The 23,172-nt window shown below is 74.6% G+C and carries 19 protein-coding genes and 3 pseudogenes; 15 read left to right on the forward strand and 7 right to left on the reverse strand.

Going from position 1 to position 23,172, the window contains the following annotated elements; all coding sequences use genetic code 11:
* Nucleotides 1-389 precede the first annotated feature (389 nt).
* Nucleotides 390-3,113, reverse strand: coding sequence for a SpoIIE family protein phosphatase (locus tag ACIGXJ_RS06595; protein WP_399642189.1), 2,724 nt, complete (start codon nucleotides 3,111-3,113; stop codon nucleotides 390-392).
* Between the two features lie 639 nt (nucleotides 3,114-3,752).
* Nucleotides 3,753-4,628, reverse strand: coding sequence for a fructosamine kinase family protein (locus ACIGXJ_RS06600; protein WP_399642190.1), 876 nt, complete (start codon nucleotides 4,626-4,628; stop codon nucleotides 3,753-3,755).
* Nucleotides 4,629-4,825: 197 nt separating this feature from the next.
* Between ACIGXJ_RS06600 and ACIGXJ_RS06605 the strand changes: the two are divergent.
* Nucleotides 4,826-5,398: pseudogene (locus ACIGXJ_RS06605) on the forward strand (hypothetical protein).
* Nucleotides 5,399-5,531: 133 nt separating this feature from the next.
* Nucleotides 5,532-6,911: an FAD-binding oxidoreductase gene (locus tag ACIGXJ_RS06610; RefSeq protein ID WP_399642191.1), complete on the forward strand. Its 1,380-nt coding sequence runs from the start codon at nucleotides 5,532-5,534 to the stop codon at nucleotides 6,909-6,911.
* 15 nt (nucleotides 6,912-6,926) lie between these two features.
* Here ACIGXJ_RS06610 and ACIGXJ_RS06615 read toward each other — a convergent pair whose 3' ends face one another.
* Nucleotides 6,927-7,340 (reverse strand): DUF4440 domain-containing protein, encoded by a 414-nt coding sequence (locus tag ACIGXJ_RS06615; RefSeq protein ID WP_399642192.1) that lies wholly within the window; start codon nucleotides 7,338-7,340, stop codon nucleotides 6,927-6,929.
* 174 nt (nucleotides 7,341-7,514) lie between these two features.
* On the opposite strand from ACIGXJ_RS06615, the gene ACIGXJ_RS06620 reads away from it, so the two are divergent.
* Complete coding sequence (locus ACIGXJ_RS06620; protein WP_399642193.1) at nucleotides 7,515-8,804, forward strand: phytase; 1,290 nt, start codon at nucleotides 7,515-7,517, stop codon at nucleotides 8,802-8,804.
* 15 nt (nucleotides 8,805-8,819) lie between these two features.
* On the opposite strand, the gene ACIGXJ_RS06625 is transcribed toward ACIGXJ_RS06620, so the two are convergent.
* Both ACIGXJ_RS06625 and ACIGXJ_RS06630 read right to left on the reverse strand, forming a co-directional pair.
* Nucleotides 8,820-9,863 (reverse strand): DUF6745 domain-containing protein, encoded by a 1,044-nt coding sequence (locus ACIGXJ_RS06625; RefSeq protein WP_399642774.1) that lies wholly within the window; start codon nucleotides 9,861-9,863, stop codon nucleotides 8,820-8,822.
* A gap of 54 nt (nucleotides 9,864-9,917) precedes the next feature.
* The gene (locus tag ACIGXJ_RS06630) at nucleotides 9,918-10,244 is read right to left on the reverse strand and encodes a hypothetical protein (RefSeq protein ID WP_399642194.1); all 327 of its coding nucleotides are present in this window, start codon (nucleotides 10,242-10,244) and stop codon (nucleotides 9,918-9,920) included.
* A 173-nt stretch (nucleotides 10,245-10,417) separates the two neighbouring features.
* On the opposite strand from ACIGXJ_RS06630, the gene ACIGXJ_RS06635 reads away from it, so the two are divergent.
* The 8 genes and pseudogenes from ACIGXJ_RS06635 to ACIGXJ_RS06670 all read left to right on the forward strand — a co-directional run bounded on the left by ACIGXJ_RS06635 (nucleotide 10,418) and on the right by ACIGXJ_RS06670 (nucleotide 17,405).
* Nucleotides 10,418-11,377, forward strand: a complete 960-nt coding sequence (locus ACIGXJ_RS06635; RefSeq protein ID WP_399642195.1) for an STM4015 family protein — start codon at nucleotides 10,418-10,420, stop codon at nucleotides 11,375-11,377.
* 10 nt (nucleotides 11,378-11,387) lie between these two features.
* Nucleotides 11,388-12,335 (forward strand): STM4015 family protein, encoded by a 948-nt coding sequence (locus ACIGXJ_RS06640; protein ID WP_399642775.1) that lies wholly within the window; start codon nucleotides 11,388-11,390, stop codon nucleotides 12,333-12,335.
* Nucleotides 12,316-13,479 (forward strand): STM4014 family protein, encoded by a 1,164-nt coding sequence (locus ACIGXJ_RS06645; RefSeq protein WP_399642196.1) that lies wholly within the window; start codon nucleotides 12,316-12,318, stop codon nucleotides 13,477-13,479. Before ACIGXJ_RS06640 ends, ACIGXJ_RS06645 begins: the two co-directional genes overlap by 20 nt.
* A 106-nt stretch (nucleotides 13,480-13,585) precedes the next feature.
* On the forward strand, nucleotides 13,586-14,398 hold the full coding sequence (locus tag ACIGXJ_RS06650; RefSeq protein ID WP_399642776.1) for an STM4013/SEN3800 family hydrolase: 813 nt from the start codon (nucleotides 13,586-13,588) through the stop codon (nucleotides 14,396-14,398).
* Nucleotides 14,395-15,717 carry an STM4012 family radical SAM protein gene (locus ACIGXJ_RS06655; RefSeq protein ID WP_399642197.1) on the forward strand — a complete coding sequence of 441 codons (1,323 nt, stop codon included), beginning with the start codon at nucleotides 14,395-14,397 and terminating at the stop codon, nucleotides 15,715-15,717. The genes ACIGXJ_RS06650 and ACIGXJ_RS06655 overlap by 4 nt, the downstream gene beginning before the upstream one ends.
* A 10-nt stretch (nucleotides 15,718-15,727) precedes the next feature.
* Nucleotides 15,728-16,588, forward strand: coding sequence for an STM4011 family radical SAM protein (locus ACIGXJ_RS06660; protein ID WP_399642198.1), 861 nt, complete (start codon nucleotides 15,728-15,730; stop codon nucleotides 16,586-16,588).
* 75 nt (nucleotides 16,589-16,663) lie between these two features.
* Nucleotides 16,664-16,777: pseudogene (locus ACIGXJ_RS06665) on the forward strand (SGNH/GDSL hydrolase family protein); the annotation flags it as partial.
* Between the two features lie 175 nt (nucleotides 16,778-16,952).
* Entirely contained in the window at nucleotides 16,953-17,405 is a 453-nt protein-coding gene (locus ACIGXJ_RS06670; RefSeq protein ID WP_399642199.1) for a flavodoxin family protein, read from the forward strand.
* Nucleotides 17,406-17,462: 57 nt separating this feature from the next.
* On the opposite strand, the gene ACIGXJ_RS06675 is transcribed toward ACIGXJ_RS06670, so the two are convergent.
* A complete protein-coding gene (locus ACIGXJ_RS06675) occupies nucleotides 17,463-18,200 on the reverse strand; it encodes a carbonic anhydrase (protein WP_399642200.1) in 738 nt (245 codons plus the stop codon).
* A 292-nt stretch (nucleotides 18,201-18,492) separates the two neighbouring features.
* Entirely contained in the window at nucleotides 18,493-18,915 is a 423-nt protein-coding gene (locus ACIGXJ_RS06680; protein ID WP_399642201.1) for a heme-binding protein, read from the reverse strand.
* 278 nt (nucleotides 18,916-19,193) lie between these two features.
* Here ACIGXJ_RS06680 and ACIGXJ_RS06685 point away from each other — a divergent pair, with 278 nt between their 5' ends.
* The 4 genes and pseudogenes from ACIGXJ_RS06685 to ACIGXJ_RS06700 all read left to right on the forward strand — a co-directional run bounded on the left by ACIGXJ_RS06685 (nucleotide 19,194) and on the right by ACIGXJ_RS06700 (nucleotide 23,167).
* A complete protein-coding gene (locus tag ACIGXJ_RS06685; protein WP_399642202.1) occupies nucleotides 19,194-20,126 on the forward strand; it encodes a LysR family transcriptional regulator in 933 nt (310 codons plus the stop codon).
* Nucleotides 20,127-20,293: 167 nt separating this feature from the next.
* Nucleotides 20,294-20,998, forward strand: coding sequence for a type 1 glutamine amidotransferase domain-containing protein (locus ACIGXJ_RS06690; protein WP_399642203.1), 705 nt, complete (start codon nucleotides 20,294-20,296; stop codon nucleotides 20,996-20,998).
* A 246-nt stretch (nucleotides 20,999-21,244) separates the two neighbouring features.
* A pseudogene (locus ACIGXJ_RS06695) lies at nucleotides 21,245-21,754 on the forward strand (hypothetical protein); the annotation flags it as partial.
* Nucleotides 21,731-23,167, forward strand: a complete 1,437-nt coding sequence (locus ACIGXJ_RS06700; protein WP_399642777.1) for a hypothetical protein — start codon at nucleotides 21,731-21,733, stop codon at nucleotides 23,165-23,167. The pseudogene ACIGXJ_RS06695 and the gene ACIGXJ_RS06700, both read left to right, overlap by 24 nt.
* The last annotated feature ends 5 nt before the right edge of the window (nucleotides 23,168-23,172 follow it).

Raw genomic sequence — 23,172 nt, forward strand, 5'->3', positions numbered from 1 at the left:
TGTGCTTTCCGGGGGTGCCGGGGGCCTGCGGGGCGGCCTCTGCGCTGTGCTTTCCGGGGGTGCCGGGGGCCTGCGGGGCGGCCTCTGCGCTGTGCTTTCCGGGGGTGCCGGGGGCCTGCGGGGCGGCCTCTGCGCTGTGCTCTCCGGGGGTGCCGGGGGCCTGCGGGGCGCCGGGGTCGTAGCTGTGCCCGCCGTCGGCGCCGGGTGGGTGGCGGGCGCCGTGGTCGAGCGTGCGCCGCGCGCCGGGGCGGGATCCGTGTCGTGCGCGGGGGCGGGGTCCGTTGCGTGCACCGGGGCGGGGTCCGCGTCGCGCGCCGCTGCCGGGAACCTGCCGGGCGACCGTCGTACGTCCCTGCCGGGCTCCCCTGCCGCAGGGTCGCACCCGCCCCTCATCCAGGACCGCCTTCCCCTCCCCGGCGGGCCGCGAGCAGCAGGGCGATGTCGTCCGGCCGGTCGGCGGTGTGGCGCATGGTGGCGGTGAGGCGGTCGGCGACGGAGGTGAGGGCGCGCGCGTCGGGCCGGACTGAGACGGCCCCCGCCCGGGCCAGGGCCACCCGCAGCGCGCCGATGCCGTCGTCGATGTCGACGCCCTGCCGCTCCACCAGGCCGTCGGTGTAGAGGGCGAGGATCGCGCCCGGCTCCATACGGATCTCCGTCACCGGGTACCGGGCATGGGTGACGACCCCGAGGACGACTCCGACCGGGGTCTCCACCACCTCCGTACGGCCGTCGGGGTGGCGCAGCAGCGGTGGGGGATGGCCGGCCCGGGCGATGCGGGCCACGCCGGTCGCAGGGTCGAGCCAGACGTAGCAGCAACTGGCGAACTGGCCCGGGTCGAGGTCGATCAGCAGGCGGTTGGTGCCGCTCAGCACCTGCTCGGGCGGCCGGTCGTCAAGCGCGAACGCCCGGACGGCGCTGCGCAGCTGACCCATCGTCGCGGCCGCCTGCACGCCGTGTCCCTGGACGTCGCCGATCACCAGCGCCACCCCGTCCCCGGCCTCCACGACGTCGTACCAGTCCCCGCCCACGTCCATGCCCTCGGTCCCCGGCAGGTAACGTCCCGCGGTCTCCAGCCGGGGGTGCACCGACAGCCGGCGCGGCAGCAGGGCGCGCTGCAGGCCGCGGGCGAGTGCGGCCTCGGTGTCGTAGCGCTGGGCCTTCTCCAAGGCGTGCGCGATCAGCCCGGCGAGCGCCGTCAGCACGCTGCGCTCCTCCTGCGAGAAGCTGCGCGGGCCGTCGAAACCGAGGATGCAGGAGCCGACCGGGCGGCCCGACGCGATCAGCGGAAGGAACGCGCGGGCCCCCTCGGGAGCGTCCAGCGCGATGCCCGGGTAGGCGGCCGCGAGCTGCTGCATCGAGTCGAAGAACAACGGCTGACCGGTCGTCAGCGTCTCCACCCCGGGCAGCCGGGTGTCCAGGCTCACCCCGTCGAACGGCTTGAGGAAGCCCTCCGGGAAGCCGGTCTCCCACGCCAGGTACAGATGCCTGTCCTGGAGCAGGTAGATCGCCAGCCGCCGGCTGCCGAAGGCCGGCAGCAGCTCCTGCATCACCACGGCGGACACCTGCCGCGCGGTGGCGGCCTCGGTGAGGGCGATGGCGAGCGTGATGGGGCGGTAGAAGGACGCCGAGCGCAGGGCGTCGGCGGGGGAGTGCGGGCCATCGGCCGTCCCGGCGGGTCCGGCGGCAGGGACCGCCGTGGGGGCTTCCGTGCCGTGCACCGGTGACGCTGCGGCCGCGTGGGCGGCGGGTCCCGGGTGTGCCTCCGTGCCGGGGGTCGTGGGTCCGGGGTGTGCCTCCGAGCCCGGGGCCGTTGCCGCCGGGCCGGGCTCCGCGCCGCGGACCGCGGATCCCGGGTGGGGCTCCACGGCGGGGACCGGCCCCGGTGCGTGCGTCGGCAGACGGGACGCGGCGGGCGGCGGCGCGGGGGCGTCGGCCATGCGGTTGGCCGGCACCACCGTGCAGGTCAGGACGTCAGGCCCGGGACGCACGGACAGCGCGAGCCAGTCGCCCTCGTAGGGATGCGGGCCGGGAGGCCGGCGGACGTGGAAGTGCACGGCCTCCGGGGCGAGCAGCGCCGCCCGCAGATGGTCCTCGCACACCGGCTGCTGAAGCCACGGCACCGCCTCCCACAGCGGCCGCCCCACCAGCCGGTCACGGGCCGCGCCGAGCAGGTGCGCGGCGCGCGGGTTGGCGTACACCGTGATGCCCAGCCGGTCCAGGCAGAACACGCCCTGCGGCAGCAGCTCGGCCGCGGTGTCGGCCACCGGGTCCGCCTCCAGCACGACCCCGGCGACGAGCCGCGCGCCGGAGGCCGGCCGCAGGTCCACCAGGCGCAGCGCGCCCTGCGCGACCCGCACCGGCAGCGGGCGCAGGGGCGTGCGCCCGCGGGCGGTCTCCCGCAGCAGCGCCATCAGCCGCAGCGCGTCGCCCCGGTCCACGGCCCGGGCCAGCGTCCCGGCCGGGCCGGGCAGGTCGTCGGGCGCCAGGTCCAGCAGGGTGCGCGCGCCGTCGTCGGCGGTGACCAGGTCGGCCGCAGGGTCCCAGGTGAACCGGCCCACGCGGGCCGTGCCCAGCCGGGCCGACGGGGGCCGCAGACACAGCGGCTCGTCCTCCCAGACGGCCCGGCTGCCGGCCTTCTCCAGCCCGTCCAGCCGCAGGGCGAGCCCGGCCGCGAGGGCGACCAGCCGGTCGCGCTCGGGCAGCATCTCGGTGACGTCGGTGGCGGCGGGCCGCAGCACCGTCAGCACACCGGACGGGGTCCGTCCGGTGGTGACCGGCACGGTGATCGAGCCGACCGGGAAGGGCAGCGCGGCGGCGAACTGCGGGTAGCGGCGCATCGTCTCCGTGGCGTTCGGCAACGTCACCTGCACGCCCGAGCGGAAGGCGTCCGCGACCGGGAACTGCCGCTCCACATGCACCCGCCACCAGGGCCGGAACAGCGGTCCGGGCAGCCCCGCCAGCACGCCGAGGCGCAGCACGGCGGGCACGTCCGAGGGCAGGTACACGCCCGCGACGGTGCCGCGGGCCGCGCTGATGGCCTCGGCCGCGACCTCGGTGAGCAGCACGGCCAGCCGGCTCGGCATCCCGCTCCCGCTCTCGTCGCTCCCAGTCATCGGCCCTTACCTCGTCGGTGCCCCGCCGCGCAGGCGACACAGCCAGAATGCGCCCTCCGGGCGCGAGGGCGCACCTTTGGCGGGGCCGGGCAGGGCGGTTCAGCGGCGCAGGCGCGCCAGCAGGCCGTCGAAGCAGCTGCGGTGGACGGCGACCAGGCCGATCCGCTCCGGGTCGAGCAGCCAGGAGGAGTACCGGGCGATGGAACGGCGTGTGTACGCCCGCGCCCGGGACCTGCGCCCCGCTGAACCACACCTTCGCCGGCGCGGCGGGCGGCGACTCCACCGCCTCCCTGGCCTCCGTCAAGGCGCCGACGCTCGTCCTGCACGGCACCGAGGACCCCTATGTTCGCGCCCGCGCACGGCGAGGCGACGGCCGCCGCGATCCCCGGCGCCCGGCTCGTCCTCGCCGAGGGGCTGGGGCACACCCTGCCGACGGCACTGGACGGGCGCCTGGCCGACGAGATCCTGGGGCATGTGCGCCAGGCCGGCGGGGCCGGCGCCTGGCTCCCGCCTCACGGCCTCGGGGCTCACGGCCTCACGGCCTCACGGCCTCACGGCCTCACGGCCTCACGGCCTCACGGCCTCACGGCCTCGGGGCTCACGGCCTCGGAGCCTCGGAGCCTCAGGACGTCAATGGGCTCAGGAGCGCAGGGCCGCCCGGGCCGTCTCGACGGCCTGTACGGCGTAACCGCGGCCGAACAGCACGGCGTGCACCAGCAGCGGGAAGAGCTGGTGCAGGCCGACGCGCGCGGCCCAGCCGTCGGCGAGCGGCGCGGTCTGCCGGTACGCCTCCAGTACGTCGTCCAGGTACGGGCAGCCGAACAGGCGCAGCATCGCCAGGTCCGTCTCGCGGTGCCCGCCGTGCGCGGCCGGGTCGATCAGCCAGGCGTCCCCGTCGGCGCCCCACAGGACGTTGCCGTTCCACAGGTCGCCGTGCAGCCGGGCGGGCGGCTCCGGCGGCCCGGCGAGCTCCGGCAGCCGCTCGCACACCGCCTCGACGACCCGTGCCTCCGCCGGGCGTACGGTGCCGTCGTCGACCGCCCGGCGCAGATACGGCAGCACCCGCTGCCCGGCGTACCAGCGGGGCCAGTCCGTGTCCGGGGTGTTGCGCATCGGCGCGGCGCCGATGTACGCCTCCCGCGGGCCTCCGGGCGGCGGCGCGCCGAACGCGGGCGCACCCGCGGCGTGCAGCGCGGCGAGACCCCGGCCGAGCCGGGCGGCCGTCTCCCGGGAGGCGGGCCCGGTCGGCACGCGCTCGGTGACGAGCCAGGTCCCGTCCTCGCCGTGCACGCGCGGCACCCTGAGGGCGCCCGCCTCGGCCAGCCACCGCAGCCCGGCCGCCTCCGCCCGTACCGCATCAGGACCGTCGCCCCGCTTCACCATCACCAGCGGCCCGTCCCGCAGCGCGACCTCGGCGAGCGTCCCGGACAGCGCCCGCACGTCCGCGACCGCCCGTCCGGTCAGCCGCGCGGCGGCGTCCCCGGCGCCTTCGGCAGGCCCTGGAGGCCGGCTCATCCGACCGCCCCTTCACCCGCGAGGCGCCGCCACGAGCGGTGACACCCGCGCACGCGGCCGTTACGACGACACATGAGCCCAGAGTACGGCCGCCGTCCCGGCCGCCGTCCCGGCAGTCCGGAGCGAACCGACCGGCGCCGGGCGCCCTTTGGCAGGATGGACCCGGTACCGCACCCTCCTGGACAGGAGCCCGCTCCGTGCGAGGACCGCTGCTCCACCTCGACGTCGACGGCCCTTTCAACCCGTACGCCGCCAAGCCCGAACGCCGCCCGCCGGGCTGCACGACCCACCGCATGACCCCTGAGGGCCGGCTCAACCGGCACCCGGCGGCGGACCGCCCACGGCTGCGCCCCCTGCGGGTGTGGCTCAACCCGGAACACGGGCAGACCTAACGGTAGTTGAGCACCCTCCACGACCCGGTGTGGGCCACCACCTGGGGCCTGGAGGCCAACACCCTGCTCGCCCCCGTCCTCGGCCTGCCCGACCTGCCGGTCGTCGACTGGCCCGGCTTGTTCGACGCAGGCCCCGAGGGCACGTTCTGGAAGACCCGCCATGTCCTCGCCCATGCCGCGGGACGCCCCTTCGCCTGGGCGGACGACGAACTCGGCGACGCCGACCGCGCGTTCGTGGCCGCCCGGCACCCCGGCAGCGCCCTGCTGCACCACGTCGACGCCCGGCACGGCCTGCGCGCGGGCGACTTCGCCGCACTGACGGCCTTCGCCCACGCCCTCACCGGGTCCGCGGAACCCGGATCCGACGCGTCACGGTGAGCCCGGCGCTGTCCAGTTCCCAAAGTCTTGGCCGAATCCTTCCGCACCGCCTACGACCGCTGACCGGAGCCCTACTCTGCGCTACAGGACGCTGCGGGCGGGACCGGCGGCGGAGACTCTTCGAGGGGTGGCCATGACTGCTACGCGCCAGACCGCGCAACTCGCCGAACACCTGCGGCGCACAACGGCGCCGGAGCGGGTGGCGACGGCCGGGCCCGAGTACGAGGCGTCCCGAACCGTCTGGAACGGCGCGGTCGACCACCGCCCGGCCGTCGTCCTGCGCTGCGCCGACGCCGCGGACGTCCAGGCGGGCGTCACGGCGGCCCGCGAGCTCGGGGTACCGCTGTCCGTGCGCGGCGGCGGCCACGGCTGGACCGGCGGCGCGATCAACGACGGCGGACTGCTGCTCGACGTGAGCGGCATGCGGCGCGTCACCCTCGACGAGGACGCCGGCGTGGCCGACGTCCAGGGCGGCGCCCGGGCCATGGACGTGGCCCGGGCCGCGGAAGCCGCCGGCCGGATCGCCGTCACCGGCACCTCCGGCAGCGTCGGCATCGTCGGCTTCACCCTCGCCGGCGGCTACGGCCCGCTCGGCGGCCGGTACGGCCTCGGCATCGACAACGTGGTGGCCGCCGACCTCGTCCTCGCCGACGGCACCGCGGTCACGGCCGACGCCGAGCACGAACCCGAGCTGCTGTGGGCCCTGCGCGGCGGCGGCGGGAACTTCGGCGTGGTCACCTCCATACGCGTGCGGGTCCACCCGCTGCCCGGTGGCCCCGCCGACCCGACCGTGGTGGCCGGCACCATCCTGTACCCGTGGGACCAGGCGAGCTCCGTGCTGAAGGCGCTCGGCGAGCGACTGCCGGACCTCCCCGACGAACTGACCGTGACCTGCGGCCTCTTCACCGGCCCGGCCGGCAGCCCGCTGGTCTACGTCGCGCCCACCTGGTGCGGCGACGCCGACACCGGCCGCGCGGCCGTCGAGCCCTTCACCCGGCTCGGCGACCCCGTCATGGCGCAGGTGGGGCCGACCCGCATGACCGACACGCTCGCCGGCACGGACACCATGGCCCCCGCCGGCCGGCACGTCGAGGTCCGCCCGCGCACGGTGCCCGGCCTCACCGACGGGGTCATCGACGCCGTCGTCGCCGGCGGCGACGCCGTCACCTCCCCGATGTCCGCCGTCTACACCCACTGTCTGCACGGCGCCGCCGCCCGCGTGCCCGTCTCCGACACCGCCTTCGCCATGCGCAGCCCGCACATGCTCGTCGAGAGCGTCGCCGCCTGGGCACCGGGCGAACCCGGCACCCGGCACCGCGACTGGGCCCGCGCCCTCTCGGACGCGCTGTCCGCCGAAGCGCTGCCCGGCGGATACGTCAACATGCTCGCCACCGACGAGTACGACCAGATCGCCCACGCCTACGGCCCCAACCGCGACCGCCTGCTCGCCGCCAAGCGGACCTACGACCCCGACGGCGTCTTCACCGCCAGCCCGCTGCCCGCGGGTTCCTGAGGTCTCTCGGCCGGATCACGCGGGCACCGCCGGGGCCGGCACACGGGCGGCGCCCTCCGGCACCGGCGTGGCCTGGTGGTAGTACAGGCGCCAGCCCTCACCGCCCTCGCCCCGGCACCAGATCGAACTGCGCCGCGCCCGACGCCCGTCCAGCACCGTCTCGTACGTCAGGTGCACCACGCCGGGACCCAGCAGCACCCCCTCGATGTCCGAGGGCTCGTACCGCGGCCCCTCCGCCGCGCTGCCCGCCATACCGGGCAGCGCGGCGAGCATCGCCTCGTACGTCCAGCGCCGCCCCGAGGCACCGACCTCCACGAACCGCGGGTCCAGCAGCCGCGCGGTCTCCTCGGCCGACGTGCGCACGGCCGGGTCCATCAACCGCAGCTCGCCGGCGATCGCCTCGGCGATGTGATCTTCGTCGTCAGTCATGGAGGGATCTTCACCACGTCGCCCGCTCCCGCCGCAACCGCATGGCCCGGCTCCGCCGGACACGCCCCCAGCGTTACGCTGCCGTTCACAGGCCCGTCGAGGAACCGTCCCCACCCGTCAGCCGCTCCCGGACAAGGTCGAGCCGTCCGAGAACACGCCTGGAAAGGACAGACTGTGACGACGCGTCAGACGCTGCGGGTTGCCACCTACCTGCTGGGAGTGGTGGTGGCCGCGGCCACCACCGTGCCGGCCGAGGCCGCCTCCCTGCCCCTCGTGCACCCGCGCGCCGAGACCCCCGCCCTCTACGACGACGAGGAAGGCGGCAACGCCAACGCCGACGACCCGGCCATCTGGCGCAACGCCGCCGCCCCGGGCCGCAGCCTGGTCATCGCCACCGCCAAGAAGGGCGGCCTGCGCGTCTACGACCTCGACGCGCGCGAGGTCCAGTCGATCCCCGCCCCGGCAGGCCCCGGCGAGGACGACGCCCCGGGCCGCTTCAACAACGTCGACCTGGTGCAGGGCATGCGCCTGTCCGGCGGCCGCGCCGACCTGGCCGTCGTCAGCGACCGCGGCAACGACCGGCTGCGGATCTACCGCATCGACCGCGACCGCCCCGGCGGCCCCCTCACCGACGTCACCGACCCGGCCGCACGCCCCGTCTTCTCCGCCGACCAGGCCGAGATCAACGACCAGCGCACCGCCTACGGCCTGGCCACCTGGACCGACAAGGCCACCGGAAGGTCCTACGCCCTGGTCAGCCGCCGCAACGAGACCCGTATCGCGCTCCTGGAACTCACCGCCGGCACCGCCGGAACCGTCGGCTACCGCACCGTCCGCACCCTGGACCTGCCCTCCTCCTTCCGCCTCCCGAACGGCACCTCCTGGACCCCCTGCGGCGAGCCCGACGAACGCCCCCAGGTCGAGGGCATGGTCGTCGACCCGGCCGACGGCACCCTCTACGCCGGACAGGAGGACGTCGGCATCTGGCGCCTGCGCGCCGACCTGACCGGCCTGCCCGAACTCGTCGACAAGGTCCGCGAGTACGGCGTCCCCGGCACCTACGACGAGGAGACGGAGGAGTGCACCCCCGGCGCCGACCCCGGCTACGGCGGCGAGCACCTCACCGCCGACGTCGAGGGCCTGACCCTCCTCACCGAGCCGGACGGCGACGGCTATCTGCTCGCCTCCAGCCAGGGCGACGACACCTTCGCCGCCTACGACCGCGAGACCGACGAGGACAACGAGTACGAGGCCGGCTTCCGCGTCGCCGCCGCGTCGGCCACCCTCGACGGCTCCGAGGTCTGCGACGGCGCGGCCGTCCTCAACGCCCCGCTCGGCAGCCGCTACCCCGACGGCCTGCTCGTCGTCCAGGACGGCCAGGAGACCCCCGCCGACGGCGACCGGGAGAGCACCGGCTTCAAGTTCGTCGACCTCGGCGACGTCCTGGACGTCATCGACGACTGACCCGCGGGAATTCGCTCAGGTCTCCCGCAGCGGCGCGTACGCGGCCGCGTCCAGGCCGAACGTCCAGGCGACCCCCTCTCTCGCCGTCATCGTCGTCGGCGGCACACGCAGCCAGTACGTGCGGTGCGTGCCGTCCGGCTCGGGCGTGGAGTTGACGACCTCCACCATCACCACCGGCTCGTCGCCGACCAGCGTGATCCGCCACAGCGTGCCCGTCTCGTCCTGGTGGACGGGGCGGGCGCCGGAGTCCTCCAGATAGCGCTCGTAGCCGTAGTGCTCCAGCATCACCCGGCGCAGCTCGGCGTTCTCCTCGTCGCGGATCCGCTCGGGTGTCAGCGTGTCCAGCCCGTCCAGGAAGTCCGCCGGCACGGGCATGCCCCGCCAGGCGTACAGCGCGAACCCGTCCGGGAAGGCGAGCGCCGGTCCGTCCCCGCGGTCGAGGCGGCCCGCCTCGTCCCGGTGCAGCGCCACGGGCCGTTCGCACACCACCGCCACCTTCGCGAACGGCCACCACCAGCCGGCGCTGCGGCACACCGCCGCCAGTCCGTCCAGCGGGGCCCGGCCGGTGGGGAACGCCGCGAGCCACGGCGCGTCGTGCTGCCCCAGCACCGCGTCCAGCAGGATCAGCCGCGTCTCGGTCTCCCTCCGGCGGTCCTCACCGGCCGACTCCTCCAGAACGCCCCGCCGGATGCGGTCCACCAGCGCCTGCGTGACGCCCCACAGCCGCCCGCCGGTCGCCGACCAGTGGGCCGCCCAGCCCGCCGCCCCCAACTCGGCCAGCATCCGGGCCCTTTCAGCGGCCCAGGGAGCCGTCCGCACCGCCTCACGGACACAGGGCCCCGCGTCCATGAGCCCCCGCACCACCTCGACGCCCGCACGCGGCGACCCGGCCCACACGATCCGCTCCGGCCCGGCGAGCCCCGCCCGCCGATAGGCCAGCCGGACGCCCTCCTCGGCCGCTGCGCGATCGGCCGGCACCGCCGCCGCGGCCCACTGCCGCCACGGCCGTACCGCATCGGCATCCGGCGCGCCGGCCCCGCTGGTGATGAGCGTGTCCATCGTCCCTGCCCCCGTCGTCATCTCCCGCACCTCCACGATCCCTCTCGGGAAACCTCAGTCCGCCACGATCCGCACCGACCCCGGTACGTACTCCCGCTGCCGCACCACCCGGAACCAGCCCTTGGGCAGCACGATCGCCGCATGCTCCTCGTGCACCACCCGGCCGCCCTCGGGCAGATGCAACAGCAGCGGCCCGAACGGCCCCGGCTCCCGCACCAGTTCGCCCCGGCCCACCACCGCATGGGCGTGCCCGGTGACCTCGCCCAGGGCGAGCACCAGCCGCCCCCGCCCGTCCCGCGGCTCCCGCGGCGCCCGCTCCACATGCGACGGCACCGCCTCCTTCGCCACGGGCACGATCAACACGTCTCCCTGCCGGTACATGGCTCACCCCCGACCCGGCCGGCGCACGGCGCACCGGCCACGAGACCGACAGTACGAGCCGCCACTGACAACGGCCTGCGGCGAGCGGCCCCGCGACCGCCGTTGTCAGTGCCGGTTGATACAACTGCTGGCGTCTCACGGATCGCGGAACCCACACGTCAGGAGCAGCCCGCATGACCATCGGCGACTACCTGCAGGAGCTGTACGGCCTGCCCGCGTTCACGTTCCCCGACCCGGACGACAAGGAGACGGTTCTGCCCGCCGCCCACGCCGTGGCCTGGCGGGTCAGCGGCGACGTGTACGACGCCGAGGAGGAGTGGGAGTCGGCCTTCGCCCGGTTCTGCGCCCGGGTCGACACCACGAGGGTCCGCGCCCTGATCGTCGGCGCCTGGTCGGAGGCGTACGACACCGACTCCTCCGGCGTGGTCGCCGCGCTGCTGGCCGCCCGCGACCGGCTGCCGGCCCTGCGGGCGCTGTTCCTGGGCGACATGGTCATGGAGGAGTGCGAGATCTCCTGGATCCACCAGAGCGACGTCACCGGCCTGCTGACCGGCTTCCCTGAGCTGGAGGAGTTCGGGGTGCGCGGCGGTTCAGGGCTGCGGCTGAGCGCCGTACGCCACGAGCGGCTGCGCAGCCTCACCGCCCAGACCGGCGGCCTGCCCGCCGGATTCGTGCGCGGCGTCGCCGCGAGCGACCTGCCCGCGCTGGAGCACCTGGACCTGTGGCTCGGCACCTCCGAGTACGGGGCCGACGCCGAGGTGTCCGACCTGGAGCCCCTGCTGTCCGGCACGCGCCTGCCGAGACTGCGCCGTCTCGCCCTGCGCAACAGCGAGATCCAGGACGAGATCGCCGCGGCCGTCGCCGCCGCACCGGTCGTCGCCCGGCTGGAGGCGCTGGACCTGTCCATGGGCGTCCTCACCGACGACGGCGCGGCCGCACTCCTCGGCGGCCAGCCGCTCACCCACCTCAAGACGCTGGACCTGCACCACAACTACCTCAGCGAGCCCGTACGGCAGCGTCTGCGCGACACCCTCGAACCCGCGGGCGTGGCCCTCGACCTCGACCCGGACGACGCCGACCAGGACGAGGACGGGGACGGCACGGTCTGGCGCTTCGTCTCGGTGGGGGAGTGAGGACGCCGTGCTGAGCTACTACCCCTCGCATCTGAAGGACTTCCACGACCTGCCCGTCCACACCTTCCCGGCCGACGAGGAGCAGGACGGCCGGGCGCTGCCCGACGCCGCCTCCGTCGCCTGGCGGCTCGACACCGCCTGCGAGTACGCCTTCGAGCCGATCTGGGCCCGCTTCCTGGACCGGGTGCGCACCGAGGACGTCACCGCCCTCGTCATCGGACCCTGGTGGGAGGACTGGTCCGCTTCCGGCATCGACCCGGTGCTGGAACTGATCGCCTCCGACGCCCATCGCCTCCCCCACCTGCGGGGCGTGTTCCTGGCCGACGTGGAGTCCGAGGAGACCGAACTGTCCTGGATCATCCAGGGCGAGGTCACCCGGCTGCTGCGCGCCTGGCCCGGCCTGCGCGAACTCGGCGTACGCGGCGGCGAGCACCTGGCGGTCGAGCCCCTGCGCCACGACGGCCTGCGCGACCTGTGGATCGAGTCCGGAGGACTGCCCGCCGCCCCCGTACGGGCGCTCGGCGCCTGCGAGTTCCCCGCGCTGGAGCGGATCGAACTGTGGCTCGGCACCTCCTGGTACGGCGGCGAGTGCACCCCCGAGGACGTCGACCCGCTGCTGGCCATGCTCGGCCGCTGCCCCGAACTGCGCCATCTGGGCCTGCAGAACAGCGACATCCAGGACGAGATAGCCGTCGCCGTGTCCGCCGCCCCCGTGGTCGCCGCGCTGGAGTCGCTGAACCTGAGCATGGGCACGCTCGGCGACGAGGGCGGTGCCGCGCTGCTGGCCGGGCAGCCGCTCACCCATCTGCGCTCGCTCAACCTCGACCACCACTACATGAGCGAGGAGCTCACCGGCCGCCTGCGCGCGGCACTGGAACCGCACGGCGTACGCCTCGCGCTGGCCGCGGTCGACGACCCGTACGACTCGGAGTCCCGGTATGTCGCCGTCGGCGAGTGACGTCCCCGCGCGTCTCGGTGCCTCCGCGCGCCTGGCCGTCGTCGGCAACCCCGAGAACCGGCGCGTCACCCTGTTCGCCGACGCGGTCCGCGCGGCCGGTCTGCCCGCGCCCCGGGTCGTGCCCTGGGCCCGGGTGCTGCGCGACGGCGGCGCCGACTTCACCGCGGACGAGACCGTACGACTCGACTCGCCCGGCGAGAACCCGGACGTGGACCGGCTGCTGCGCGGCACCGGCGACCCCACGCGGGTCGAGGGCTCGGCCCGCTGGTACACCGCCTTCACGGCGGCCGTGCGCAGCCTGCGCGGCGGGGTACGGCTCGACGACCCGGACGAACTGGCCGAGCTGTTCGACAAGCGGCTCTGCCACGGAGTGCTGCGGGCGGCCGGCGTCCCGGTGCCGTTCTCGCCCACGTCCGGCCCGGCGGGCGCCCCGGTGCGCGGCTGGGACGACGTACGCGCCCTGATGCGCGAGCACCGTATGCCGCGGCTGTTCGTGAAGCTCGCGCACGGCTCGTCCGCGTCCGGCGTCCTCGCCGTCGAGTCGGCCGCGAGCGGCCGGATCAGAGCCACCACCTCCGTCGAGCTCGACCCCCACGGGGCCCTCTTCAACTCCCTGAAGGTGCGCCGATACGAGAGCGAGCGGGACATCGCGGCGATCGTCGACGCGCTCGCCCCCGACGGACTGCACCTGGAGCGCTGGCTGCCCAAGGCCTCCCAGCGGGGCCGCGCCACCGACCTCAGGGTCGTCGTGGTGGACGGCCGCGCCACCCACGCGGTGGTGCGCACCAGCGCCTCCCCGATGACGAACCTCCACCTCGGCGGCAGGAGAGGCGACCTCGGTCTCGTCCGGCAGGCCGTCGAGGCGGCCGGCGCCCGCTGGGCGGACCTGCTGGAAGTGTGCGAGCGGGCCGCCGCCTGCTTCCCGCGCACCCTGTGCGTCGGCGTCGACCTGCTGCCCGCCACCGGCTGGCGCCGGGCCGCGGTCGGCGAGGTCAACGCCTTCGGCGACCTCCTGCCCCGCCTCACCGGCCTGCCCGGCAGCGGTGCCGAGGGGCTCGACACGTACGCCGCGCAGGTTGCCGCCCTCGCCCGCCGCGCACCGCACCACCCGCACAGAACGGAACACGCCCATGCCGGCGCCTGACAGGACGCCAGAGGCCGAGATCGCGCTCGACATGCAACCGCTCGACATGCAACCGCTCGACATGAATGCGCTCGACATGAATGCGCTCGACATGAATTCGATCGACATGAACGCGATCGTCGGCAGGCACGACCTGCTCATGGTCACCCTCGACACCCTGCGTCACGACGTCGCCGCCGAGCTCGCCGCGGCGGGCCGCATCCCCAACCTGGCCCGGCATCTGCCCGGCGGCCGGTGGGAGAAGCGGCACGCCCCGGGCAGCTTCACCTACGCCTCGCACCAGGCGATGTTCGCCGGCTTCCTGCCCACCCCGGCCGCCCCGGGCCGGCACCCGCGCCTGTTCGCGGCGCGCTTCGCGGGCAGCGAGACCACGGCCGAGCGCACCTACGTCCACGACACGCCCGACTTCGTCTCCGCCCTGGCCCAGGACGGCTACCACACGGTCTGCATAGGCGGTGTCGGCTTCTTCAACAAGCAGGGCCCGCTCGGCTCGGTGCTGCCCGGACTGTTCCAGGAGTCCCACTGGGAGCCGGAGTTCGGCGTCGCCTCACCGATCTCCTTCGAGGCCCAGGTCGCCCGCGCGGAGGAAGTCGTACACCGACTGCCGCGCGAGCAGCGGCTGTTCCTGTTCGTCAACGTGGCGGCGCTGCACCAGCCCAACTGGTTCCACCTGCCCGGCGCCACCCGGGAGGCGGGCGACTCCCGGGAGACGCACGCCGCCGCGCTGGAGTACGTCGACCGGCACATCGGCCGCCTGTTCGCGGCAGTGAGCCGCAGACGCCCCGCGTTCGCCATCGTCTGCTCCGACCACGGCACCGCCTACGGCGACGACGGCTACACCGGCCACCGCATCGGCCACGAGTCCGTGTGGACGGTGCCGTACGCCCACTTCTTCCTCGCGCAGGGGACAGCCCGATGACGACAACCGTCCGCCCCTACCAGAGCTACGTCTACGCCTACCCGCACAAGACCGCCTACCGGAGACTGCCCGATCGCCCGCTCCTGCGCACCGAGTGGGAGGCGGAGTCGAAGGACGCCCTGTCCCTCTACCTCCACATCCCGTTCTGCGAGATCCGCTGCGGCTTCTGCAACCTCTTCACCCGCATCGGCGCGCCCGACGGCCTCACCGGCGCCTACCTCGACGCCCTCGACCGGCAGGCGAGCACCGTGCGGGAGGCGCTGGGCGGGCCGGTGCGGTTCGCGACCGCGGCCTTCGGCGGCGGCACCCCCACCTTCCTCACCGCCGCCGAGCTGGAGCGGCTGTGCGACATCGCCGAGCAGCGGATGGGCGCGGACCTCAGGGCCGTCCCCCTGTCGGTGGAGGCCTCCCCGGCCACCGCCACCGCCGACCGGCTGGCCGTCCTCGCCGAGCGCGGCACCACCCGGCTCAGCCTGGGCGTGCAGAGCTTCGACGACACCGAGGCCCGGTCCGCCGTACGCCCGCAGCGCCGCGCCGACGTCGAGGCCGCGCTGGGCCGCGTCCGCGACACCCGCATCCCCGTCCTGAACGTCGACCTGATCTACGGCATCGACGGCCAGACCGAGGACAGCTGGCTCAAGTCCCTCGACGCGGCCCTCGCCTGGCGGCCCGAGGAGCTGTACCTCTACCCGCTGTACGTCCGCCCGCTGACCGGACTGGGCCGCCGCGCGGGCGAGCACGACCCGGCCTGGGACGCCCGGCGGCTGCGCCTGTACCGTCTCGGCCGCGACCACCTCATCGGCCAGGGCTACGAGCAGCGGTCCATGCGCATGTTCCGCCGCGCCGACGCCCCGCCCCAGGGCGCCGACGACTACGCCTGCCAGACCGACGGCATGATCGGCCTGGGCTGCGGCGCCCGCTCCTACACGGCCGGCCTGCACTACTCCTTCGACTACGCGGTCGGCATGCACGAGATACGCGGCATCATCGACGACTACGTGTCCCGTCCGGCCGCCGACTTCGCGCACGCGGAGTACGGCCGCCGTATCGACGCGGACGAGTCGCGGCGCCGCCATCTGCTGCAGTCGCTGCTCCAGGCGGACGGGCTCCAGGTAGCCGACTACCGCGCGCGGTTCGGCCGTACGCCCATGGACGACTTCGGCCGCGAACTGGAGCGGTTCGCGCACCGGGGCTGGCTGGAGCCGCGGACGGCGGTGCTGCGGCTGACCCCCGAGGGCCTCGCCCACTCCGACGCGATCGGACCGGAGCTGTTCTCCCCGGCCGTCCGCGCGGCGATGGCCGCCTACGAGCGGAAGTGAGCGCCCCGCGATGGACCTGACCCTGCTCTACCGCGGCCCGCTGGCGTCCTGCGACTACGACTGCCCGTACTGCCCGTTCGCCAAGCGGCGCGACAGCCCGGAGCAGTTGCGCACCGACCGGGCCTGTCTGGAGAGGTTCGCCGACTGGGCCGCCGGACAGACGGGCGACCGGCTGTCGGTGCTGTTCACGCCGTGGGGCGAGGGCCTGGTCCGCTCCTGGTACCGGCGCACCCTCACCGAGCTGTCCCATCTGCCGCACATCCGCCGGGTGGCGATCCAGACCAACCTCAGCTGCCGCACCGACTGGCTCGCCGACACCGACCGCGACACCCTCGCCCTGTGGTGCACCTACCACCCGGGGCAGACGCCGTACGACCGCTTCCTCGGCAAGTGCCGTGAACTCGCGGGGCAGGGCGTCCGGTTCAGCGTCGGCGTCGTCGGCCTGCCCGAGCACCTGGAGCACGCCCGCCGACTGCGCGCGGACCTGCCCGGGCATGTGTACCTGTGGGTCAACGCCGCCGAGGGGCACCTCTACGACGACGTCGAGGCGGCCACCTGGACCGACCTGGACCCCCTCTTCCCGTACAGCCGCCGCCCGCACCCCAGCGCGGGCCTGCCCTGCCGTACTGGCGAGTCGGTGATCTCCGTCGACGGCGACGGCACGGTCCGCCGCTGCCACTTCGTGCGCGCCGAACTCGGCAACCTCTACGACGGCTCGTACCGCGAGGCACTGCGCCCGCGCCCCTGTCCGCTGGCGGTGTGCGACTGCCACATCGGCTACGTCCATCTGGAGACGCTCCCGCTGTACGACGTGTTCGCCGGTGGTGTCCTGGAGCGGATACCCGCGCGCGCCCGGCTCCGCCCGCGGTAGCAGCGCTCGTCCCGAAGGCCCCCCCCAGAGTATTCAACCCCCCAGACTACTCAACTTTATGAGTAGCACGGGCGCATGATCTGCACGCGGTACGTCGCCCTCGGGGACAGCCAGACCGAGGGCGTGGGCGACGGAGACGACCTCGGCGGGCTGCGCGGCTGGGCCGACCGCCTCGCCGAGCGGCTCGACCGGGGACGGGCGCGCGGCGAAACGCCCCGCGCTGCTGCCCGTCACGCCGGTCTGGACACCGTAGATCCGCCGGAGGCGCCCAGTTCGTCCACCCGTTCGACGCGCGCGCCCATGGTGATCACCCTGACACGGGAGCCGCTTGCGCGGGCGGTGGGCTGCGGGGCAGGGTTCGGGCGTGGCCACCTTGCTGATCGTCCATCACACGCCCTCGCCCAACTGCCAGGCGATGCTCGAAGCCGTCGTCGCCGGTGCCACGGCACCGGAGATCGAGGGAGTCACGGTCGTACGGCGGGCTGCGCTGGCCGCGACCGTCTCCGACGTGCTCGCGGCCGACGCGTACCTGCTGGGTACACCGGCGAACCTGGGCTACATGTCCGGCGCGCTCAAGCATTTCTTCGACCAGGTGTACTACCCCTGCCTCGACGAGACCCGCGGCCGGCCCTTCGGCTACTACGTCCACGGCGGCAACGACGTCACCGGTGCCGTGCGGGGCATCGAGGCCGTCACCACCGGCCTGGGCTGGCGGCGCGCCGCGGAGGCGGTGACGGTGACCGGCGAGCCGTCGAAGGCGGACGCCGAGGCGTGCTGGGAACTCGGCGCCACGGTGGCCGCCGGCCTGATGGACTGAGCCCGTTTCCGCGGGCTCGTTGTCCAGCTCGCCGCGCGCCGGGCGGGGTGTGACGGCTCAGTCGACCCGGTGCACCAGCTGGCTGCCCAGCTCGTAGCGGGCGCCCACCACGGCGAGCCGCCCCCGGGTGATCCTGTCCGCGAGGTCGGGCTGAGCGGCGAGCCGCGAGCGGACGAGCCGCACCTGGGCGTCGATCGTGACGTCGACACGGGCGTCGCCGTCCACGCCGTGGTCGATGGCCGGGCGGATCTGGTCGGCCAGGTACTGGATGTGGTCCGGCAGCGGTTCACCGGTCCGGTCCGCCTCCACGGCGGCGCGCACCGCCCCGCAGGACTGGTGGCCCAGCACCACGACCAGGGGTATCGCCAGCTCCAGCACCCCGTAGGCCACGCTGCCCAGCACGGCTTCGTCCAGCACCTCGCCCGCCGAGCGCACGGTGAGCAGATCGCCGAGGCCCTGGTCGAACACCAGCTCCGGCGGCACCCGGGAGTCCACACACCCCAGCACCAGGGCGAACGGGTGCTGACCGGCCGTCAGTGACCTGCGCACCGCGGGAGTCTCGTCGGGGTGCCGTTCCCGGTACGTGCGCCAGCGCAGGTTGCCCGCGGCCAGCGCCCGCAGGGCCTCGGCGGGGGTGGAGGGACGCGGCTGCTCGGGCGTCGCGGGGCCGGCGGCGGACGCGGGCGCGGCACCGGAGGCGAGGACGGCGGCCCCGCTCAGCCCGGCCCACAGGAGCGTGCGCCGGGCGGGCGGAAGAGCGCCGGAGGCGGCGGGGGAATCGGCATGTGAGGTCACGGCGAACGAACGTACGACGGCCGCAGCGGCTGCCCGCCGGCCCTTGCCGAATGATGATCAGGGGTTGAACCGCCCTTGGGCGGATCGTTTCCCCGGCCATACCGTGAGCAGGTGACGTCCGTCCCGTTGGACGAAGGTGCCGCGGCTACCGGGGCATCCACCCCGACGGCATCGCCCTGTGCCTCGCGGCGGACCGCTTCTCCCTCGCGGTGGTCGCCGGGCGGGAGGACGGGCTGGTGATGCTGCGTGCACTGCCGATGGCCGGGGAGAGAGCTGATCCGGGCCGCAGGGGTCAGCCCAGCGTCGTCATGGCCTCCGCCGCGAAGGCGTGGTCCTGCTCCGGCGCGCCGCCGCCCACGCCGACGGCTCCGACGAGACGTCCGTCCCGGTGGACGGGGATGCCGCCGGCGATGAACAGCAGCGGCCGGTCGAGCGCGGTGGGCAGGCTGTGGAAGGGGCCGTCCGGCTTGACCGCGTCGACGAGGTCGGCGGTCGGGGCGTTCAGCTGCAGCGCGGTGTACGCCTTGCGGGTGCTGGTCTCGCCGGAGATCAGGACGGCCCGGTCGTCGCGGCGGAAGGCCAGCAGATGCCCGCCGGCGTCCAGGACGGTGATGCTGACCGCGACCCCCGCGGCCTCGGCGGCCCGCCGGGCGGCGGAGACGAGGACCTCCGCGTCGGCGGTGGTCAGCGGTGTGACGGCGGTGGCGGTGCTCATGGAGGATGACTCCGTTGCTCGGTGATTCTGCTGCGCGCGCCACTGAGGGCGACTGATTGCGTGCAGCGCTTACATGCGAAAACAATAGTTGCATGCGCGGGATACATGCAAACGCCGACGAGGTTGGAGGCGGTCTGCTTCTGCCTGCGGCCGGGAACGGTCGCTTCCGCCTGCGGCCGGGAACGGTCGCTTCCTCCCGTGGCCGGGAAAGGTCGCTTCCGCCTGTGGCCGCGAATGGTTTGCCGCTGCCTGTGGCCGCGAATGGTTTGCTTCTGCCTGTGGTGGAGTACGACAAGCGCGGCGGCACGCCGAGTCTCGATCTGTTGCTGACCTTCCTGGAGATCTACCGGGCGGGCTCCCTCTCCGCGGCCGCCCAGCGGCTCGGCGTGACCCAGCCGGCCGTCACCGGCCAGCTCGCCCGGCTGGAGGAACAGGTGGGCGAGCCGCTGTTCCTGCGCAGTCGCAAGGGCGTCACCCCTACGCAGCGGGCGGCCGTCCTCGCCTCGCGGATCGGCGTCCATGTGGACGGCCTGCGCGGGGCCCTGACCCCGGAAGGCGCGGAACCGGTGCTGAGCGGCACCGTGCGCGTCGGCGGGGCGGCCGAGCTGATGACCCTGCGGGTGATGCCCGTCCTGGCCGACCTCGGCAGGCGCGGCGTCCGTGTGCAGGTGACCCTCGGCCTCGCCGACGACCTGCTGTCCCAGCTGGCGTCCGGTGCACTCGACCTGGTTGTCTCCGCGGTGCGGCCCTCGCGGGACGGCGTCCTCGCGATGCCGCTCGTGGACGAGGAGTTCTTGCTGGTCGCCGCCCCGGCGCTCGCCCACACCGTCGACGGCGAGCGGCTCGCCGCGGACCCGTCGGCGGCCCTGGCGCATCTGCCCCTGGTCGCCTACGCCGACGAGCTGCCGATCGTACGGCGCTACTGGCGCAGCGAGTTCGGGCGGCGTCCGCCGAACCCCGTCGCCATGGTCGTGCCCGACCTGCGGGCGGTGCTGGCCGCGGTGGTGGCCGGCGCGGGCGTCTCCGTCCTGCCGCGCTACCTCGCCGCCCCGGCCCTGGCCGCCGGCGACGTCGTCCAGCTGCACCATCCGGAGGCGGCCCCGCTGAACACCCTCTACCTCGCCGTCCGCCGGGGCGCCCCCGCCGGGCCGGCGCTGGCGGTGCTCCGCGACCGGCTCCAGCGGGCGGCGCGGGAGTGGGGTGGGCTGTAGGGCTGCACCGGGCCGGTGGATTGTTCCCCAGCAGTCATAAGAACGCTTATGGCTGAGCTCGGCAGCCCGGATGAACCCTGATGGATGCTGACGTTGTCCAGCACACCGCGGAACCGCCGCGGGACGGGTGGCCCGGCCACCTCGATAGGGAAGAAACAGGCAAGCCGATGTCGAAGATTCTGATGGTCCTCTCCGCAGCCGACACCCTGGAACTGGCCGACGGTTCCACCCACCCCACCGGCTATTGGGCGGAGGAGGTCGCCGCCTCGCACCAGGTCCTCACCGCTGCCGGCGCCGACGTCGTGATCGCCACGCCGGGCGGCGCGCGACCCACCGTGGACGCCCTCAGCCTCAGCGAGCGCGGCGGTGTCGCCCCGGCAGACGCCGACCGCCACCGCGCCTACCTCGACGGCATCGCCGACCGGCTGGACGCCCCGCTCGCCCTGGCCGACGTGGACGCCGCCGACTACGACGCGATCTACCTCCCCGGCGGCCACGCACCGATGGCCGACCTCGCCCAGGACGCCGATCTGGGGCGGCTGCTCGGTGAGTTCGCCGCGCGGGGCAAGGTCGTCGCCGCCCTGTGCCACGGCGTCGCCGGTCTGCTGAGCGCCCGGACCGCCGACGGCGGCTTCGCCTTCGCGGGCCGCAACCTGACCTCGTTCACCGACGAGGAGGAGCGCCAGGGCGGACTCGGCGAGAACACGCCGTACTTCGTGGAGAGCAGGCTGCGCGAGCGCGGTGCCGTCGTCGAGACGGGCCCCGCGTGGAGCGACACCGTCGTCGTCGACGGCACGCTCGTCACCGGGCAGAACCCGCAGTCCAGCACCTCCACCGCGCAGGCCGTGCTCAAGGCGGTCGCCGGCCGCTGAACCGAGCACATGTGCGCCGGCCGGCGAGGACGCCGGTGCGGAAGGGCCCGTGGGCGAAGACGTCGTCGGACGTCCTTCGCCCACGGGCCTTTCCGCTGGCCGAAGCAGTGCGGCCAGCCGCCGGGCACGGCACGGAGATCGCGTTGTCAGTGGTCGCCGCTATGTTCGGTCGTGTTCCCGCCGGAAGGTGTTGGCACGTGATCTTTCACGTGCTCATGTGGCGTGCGCTGCAAAGGAGATGATGCGTTGTCCGACTGGGAGAAGTCGAGCACGGCCCGGGTGGTCCGCCCGGCACGGCCGCGCAAGCTCGCCAAGGTGCCGTTCGTCGAACTCGCCGACGGACGACTGCAGGGGGTCGTGTCCAGCGGCTCGGACATCGAGCGGGTCTATGTGTCCTCCGTCGCGGCCGGGACGTACGCCTTCGCGTGCAGCACCAACAACAACCGCCCCTGCGGCGGCGCCCGCGGCTCGTTCTGCAACCACATCCACGCCCTGATCAAGGAGGCCGTGCTCCAGTACGGCGGCCACCGTGTCGCCCGCTACCTGCGCGTGGACGACATCGTCCAGGCCGACGCCGACGCCGAGCCCGACGGGTCGGAGCTCGCCTACTCCATGGGCGTCACCCGCCCGTCCGCGGCCGACGGAAAGGCCGCCGCGGCCCCCGTCTTCGCCCGCTTCCTGCGCCACCTCGCCTACCTCGAACTCGCCCCGGCGACCGAGCCGCTCCCGGAGATGCAGTGGTTCGCGCCCACCCGGGGCACCGAGCCGGCCACCCCCCAGAGCTCCGGCCTCCTCGCCGAACCGATCGCCGGCCTCGACGAGGCGCTCGCGGCCGTCGACGCCCTCGACCGTGCGCTGACCGAGGGCCTGCTACGGCCCCACCCGGACCGTGCCGCCGATCTGACCGCGCTCGCCGACGCCCTGTCCGGCACACCCCTGGCCGTGCGGGTGGCCGAGGCGGCCGGCAAGGCCGCGGCCGGAGCCGCCGACGAGGACCAGCTCCTCGCACTCGCCGCCGCCCGGACCGCCCTGCTCGGCTCCGCGCACGATGCGCTGGCCGCACGCATCGAGGAGCTGACCGGCCGCACCCCGCAGGACGCCCCCGCCCCGAACGCGCAGAGCGCGGACCAGACGCCCAACCTCCTGGTGGCAGCGCGCTCCTGGCTGTCCGCCCTGGCCCGCACCGGCTGGCAGGGCATCGACCACGACCTGGTGTCCCAAGCGGCCCAGATCGTCTCCGCCATGCTCCCGGACACCTCGCTGCGCCGCCTCGCCACCCTCCTCGACGGCTTCGCCGCCGAACTCGCCGCCTCCTGCCCAGGCGCCTCCCTCGAGCGCGTCCCGGCACGCCGCTGGGGCGACCTGTGGGCGCGTGCGCTGCTGCTCACCGTGCCCGGAGCCACCGACGCGCCCGCCCCCGGCACGGTCACCGGACGCCTGCTGCCGCTCGGCGTCGACGTGCACGAGCACGCCACCGCCGTGCAGGCCCAGGTGCACGCCGTACTGGAGCCCGCCGGCGGGGAGTCGCCCCGCCTGGTGCGCGCCTCCGTCTCGGTGCCCAAGCCCGACACCGTCGTCGAGGCGGGCGTCTGGCAGCTGCTGGGGCCCCATATGTCGCTGCTCTCGGCCGTCGGCGAGGGCCGCGCCATGGAGATCGACGCCATGCCGGTCACCGCCGAGGGCGACCTGATCTGGAGCGAGGAGCACGCCCGGTCCGGCGAGCCTGCCGACGCGTTCACCACCGCGCGCGTGGTCCTGTCCACCGCGACCCTCCCGGCCACCGCACCTCTGGCCCGGCACCCGGCACGCCTCGCCGTGCCCGTCTTCCTGGAGGGCTACACCACCCGACAGGAGGGCGACGCCACGGTGTTCGACCTGCCGTCGGGGCCGCTGGCCGTCGACACCGACCGCGTGCCGACCGCCGGCCCGCTCACCCCCGGGTCCGTCGCCGCCTCCAGCGCCTGCATCGGACTGCTGCGCTGGGACGCCGGGACGTTCACCGTGCAGCCGCTCGCCGTCGAGACGACCGTACGCAAGAAGACCGTCGCCCTGCACGCGGGTGCCTGGGCAGGCGGCACCACCGACAAGGCCGGCGTCAAGGCCGAGAAGGCCGCCACCGACGCCGTCAGGGTGCTGCGCGAGCGCGCCGGAAGGCTGCTGCGGAAATGACCGAA

Source organism: Streptomyces sp. NPDC053367, from assembly GCF_044545925.1.
Lineage (GTDB): Bacteria > Actinomycetota > Actinomycetes > Streptomycetales > Streptomycetaceae > Streptomyces.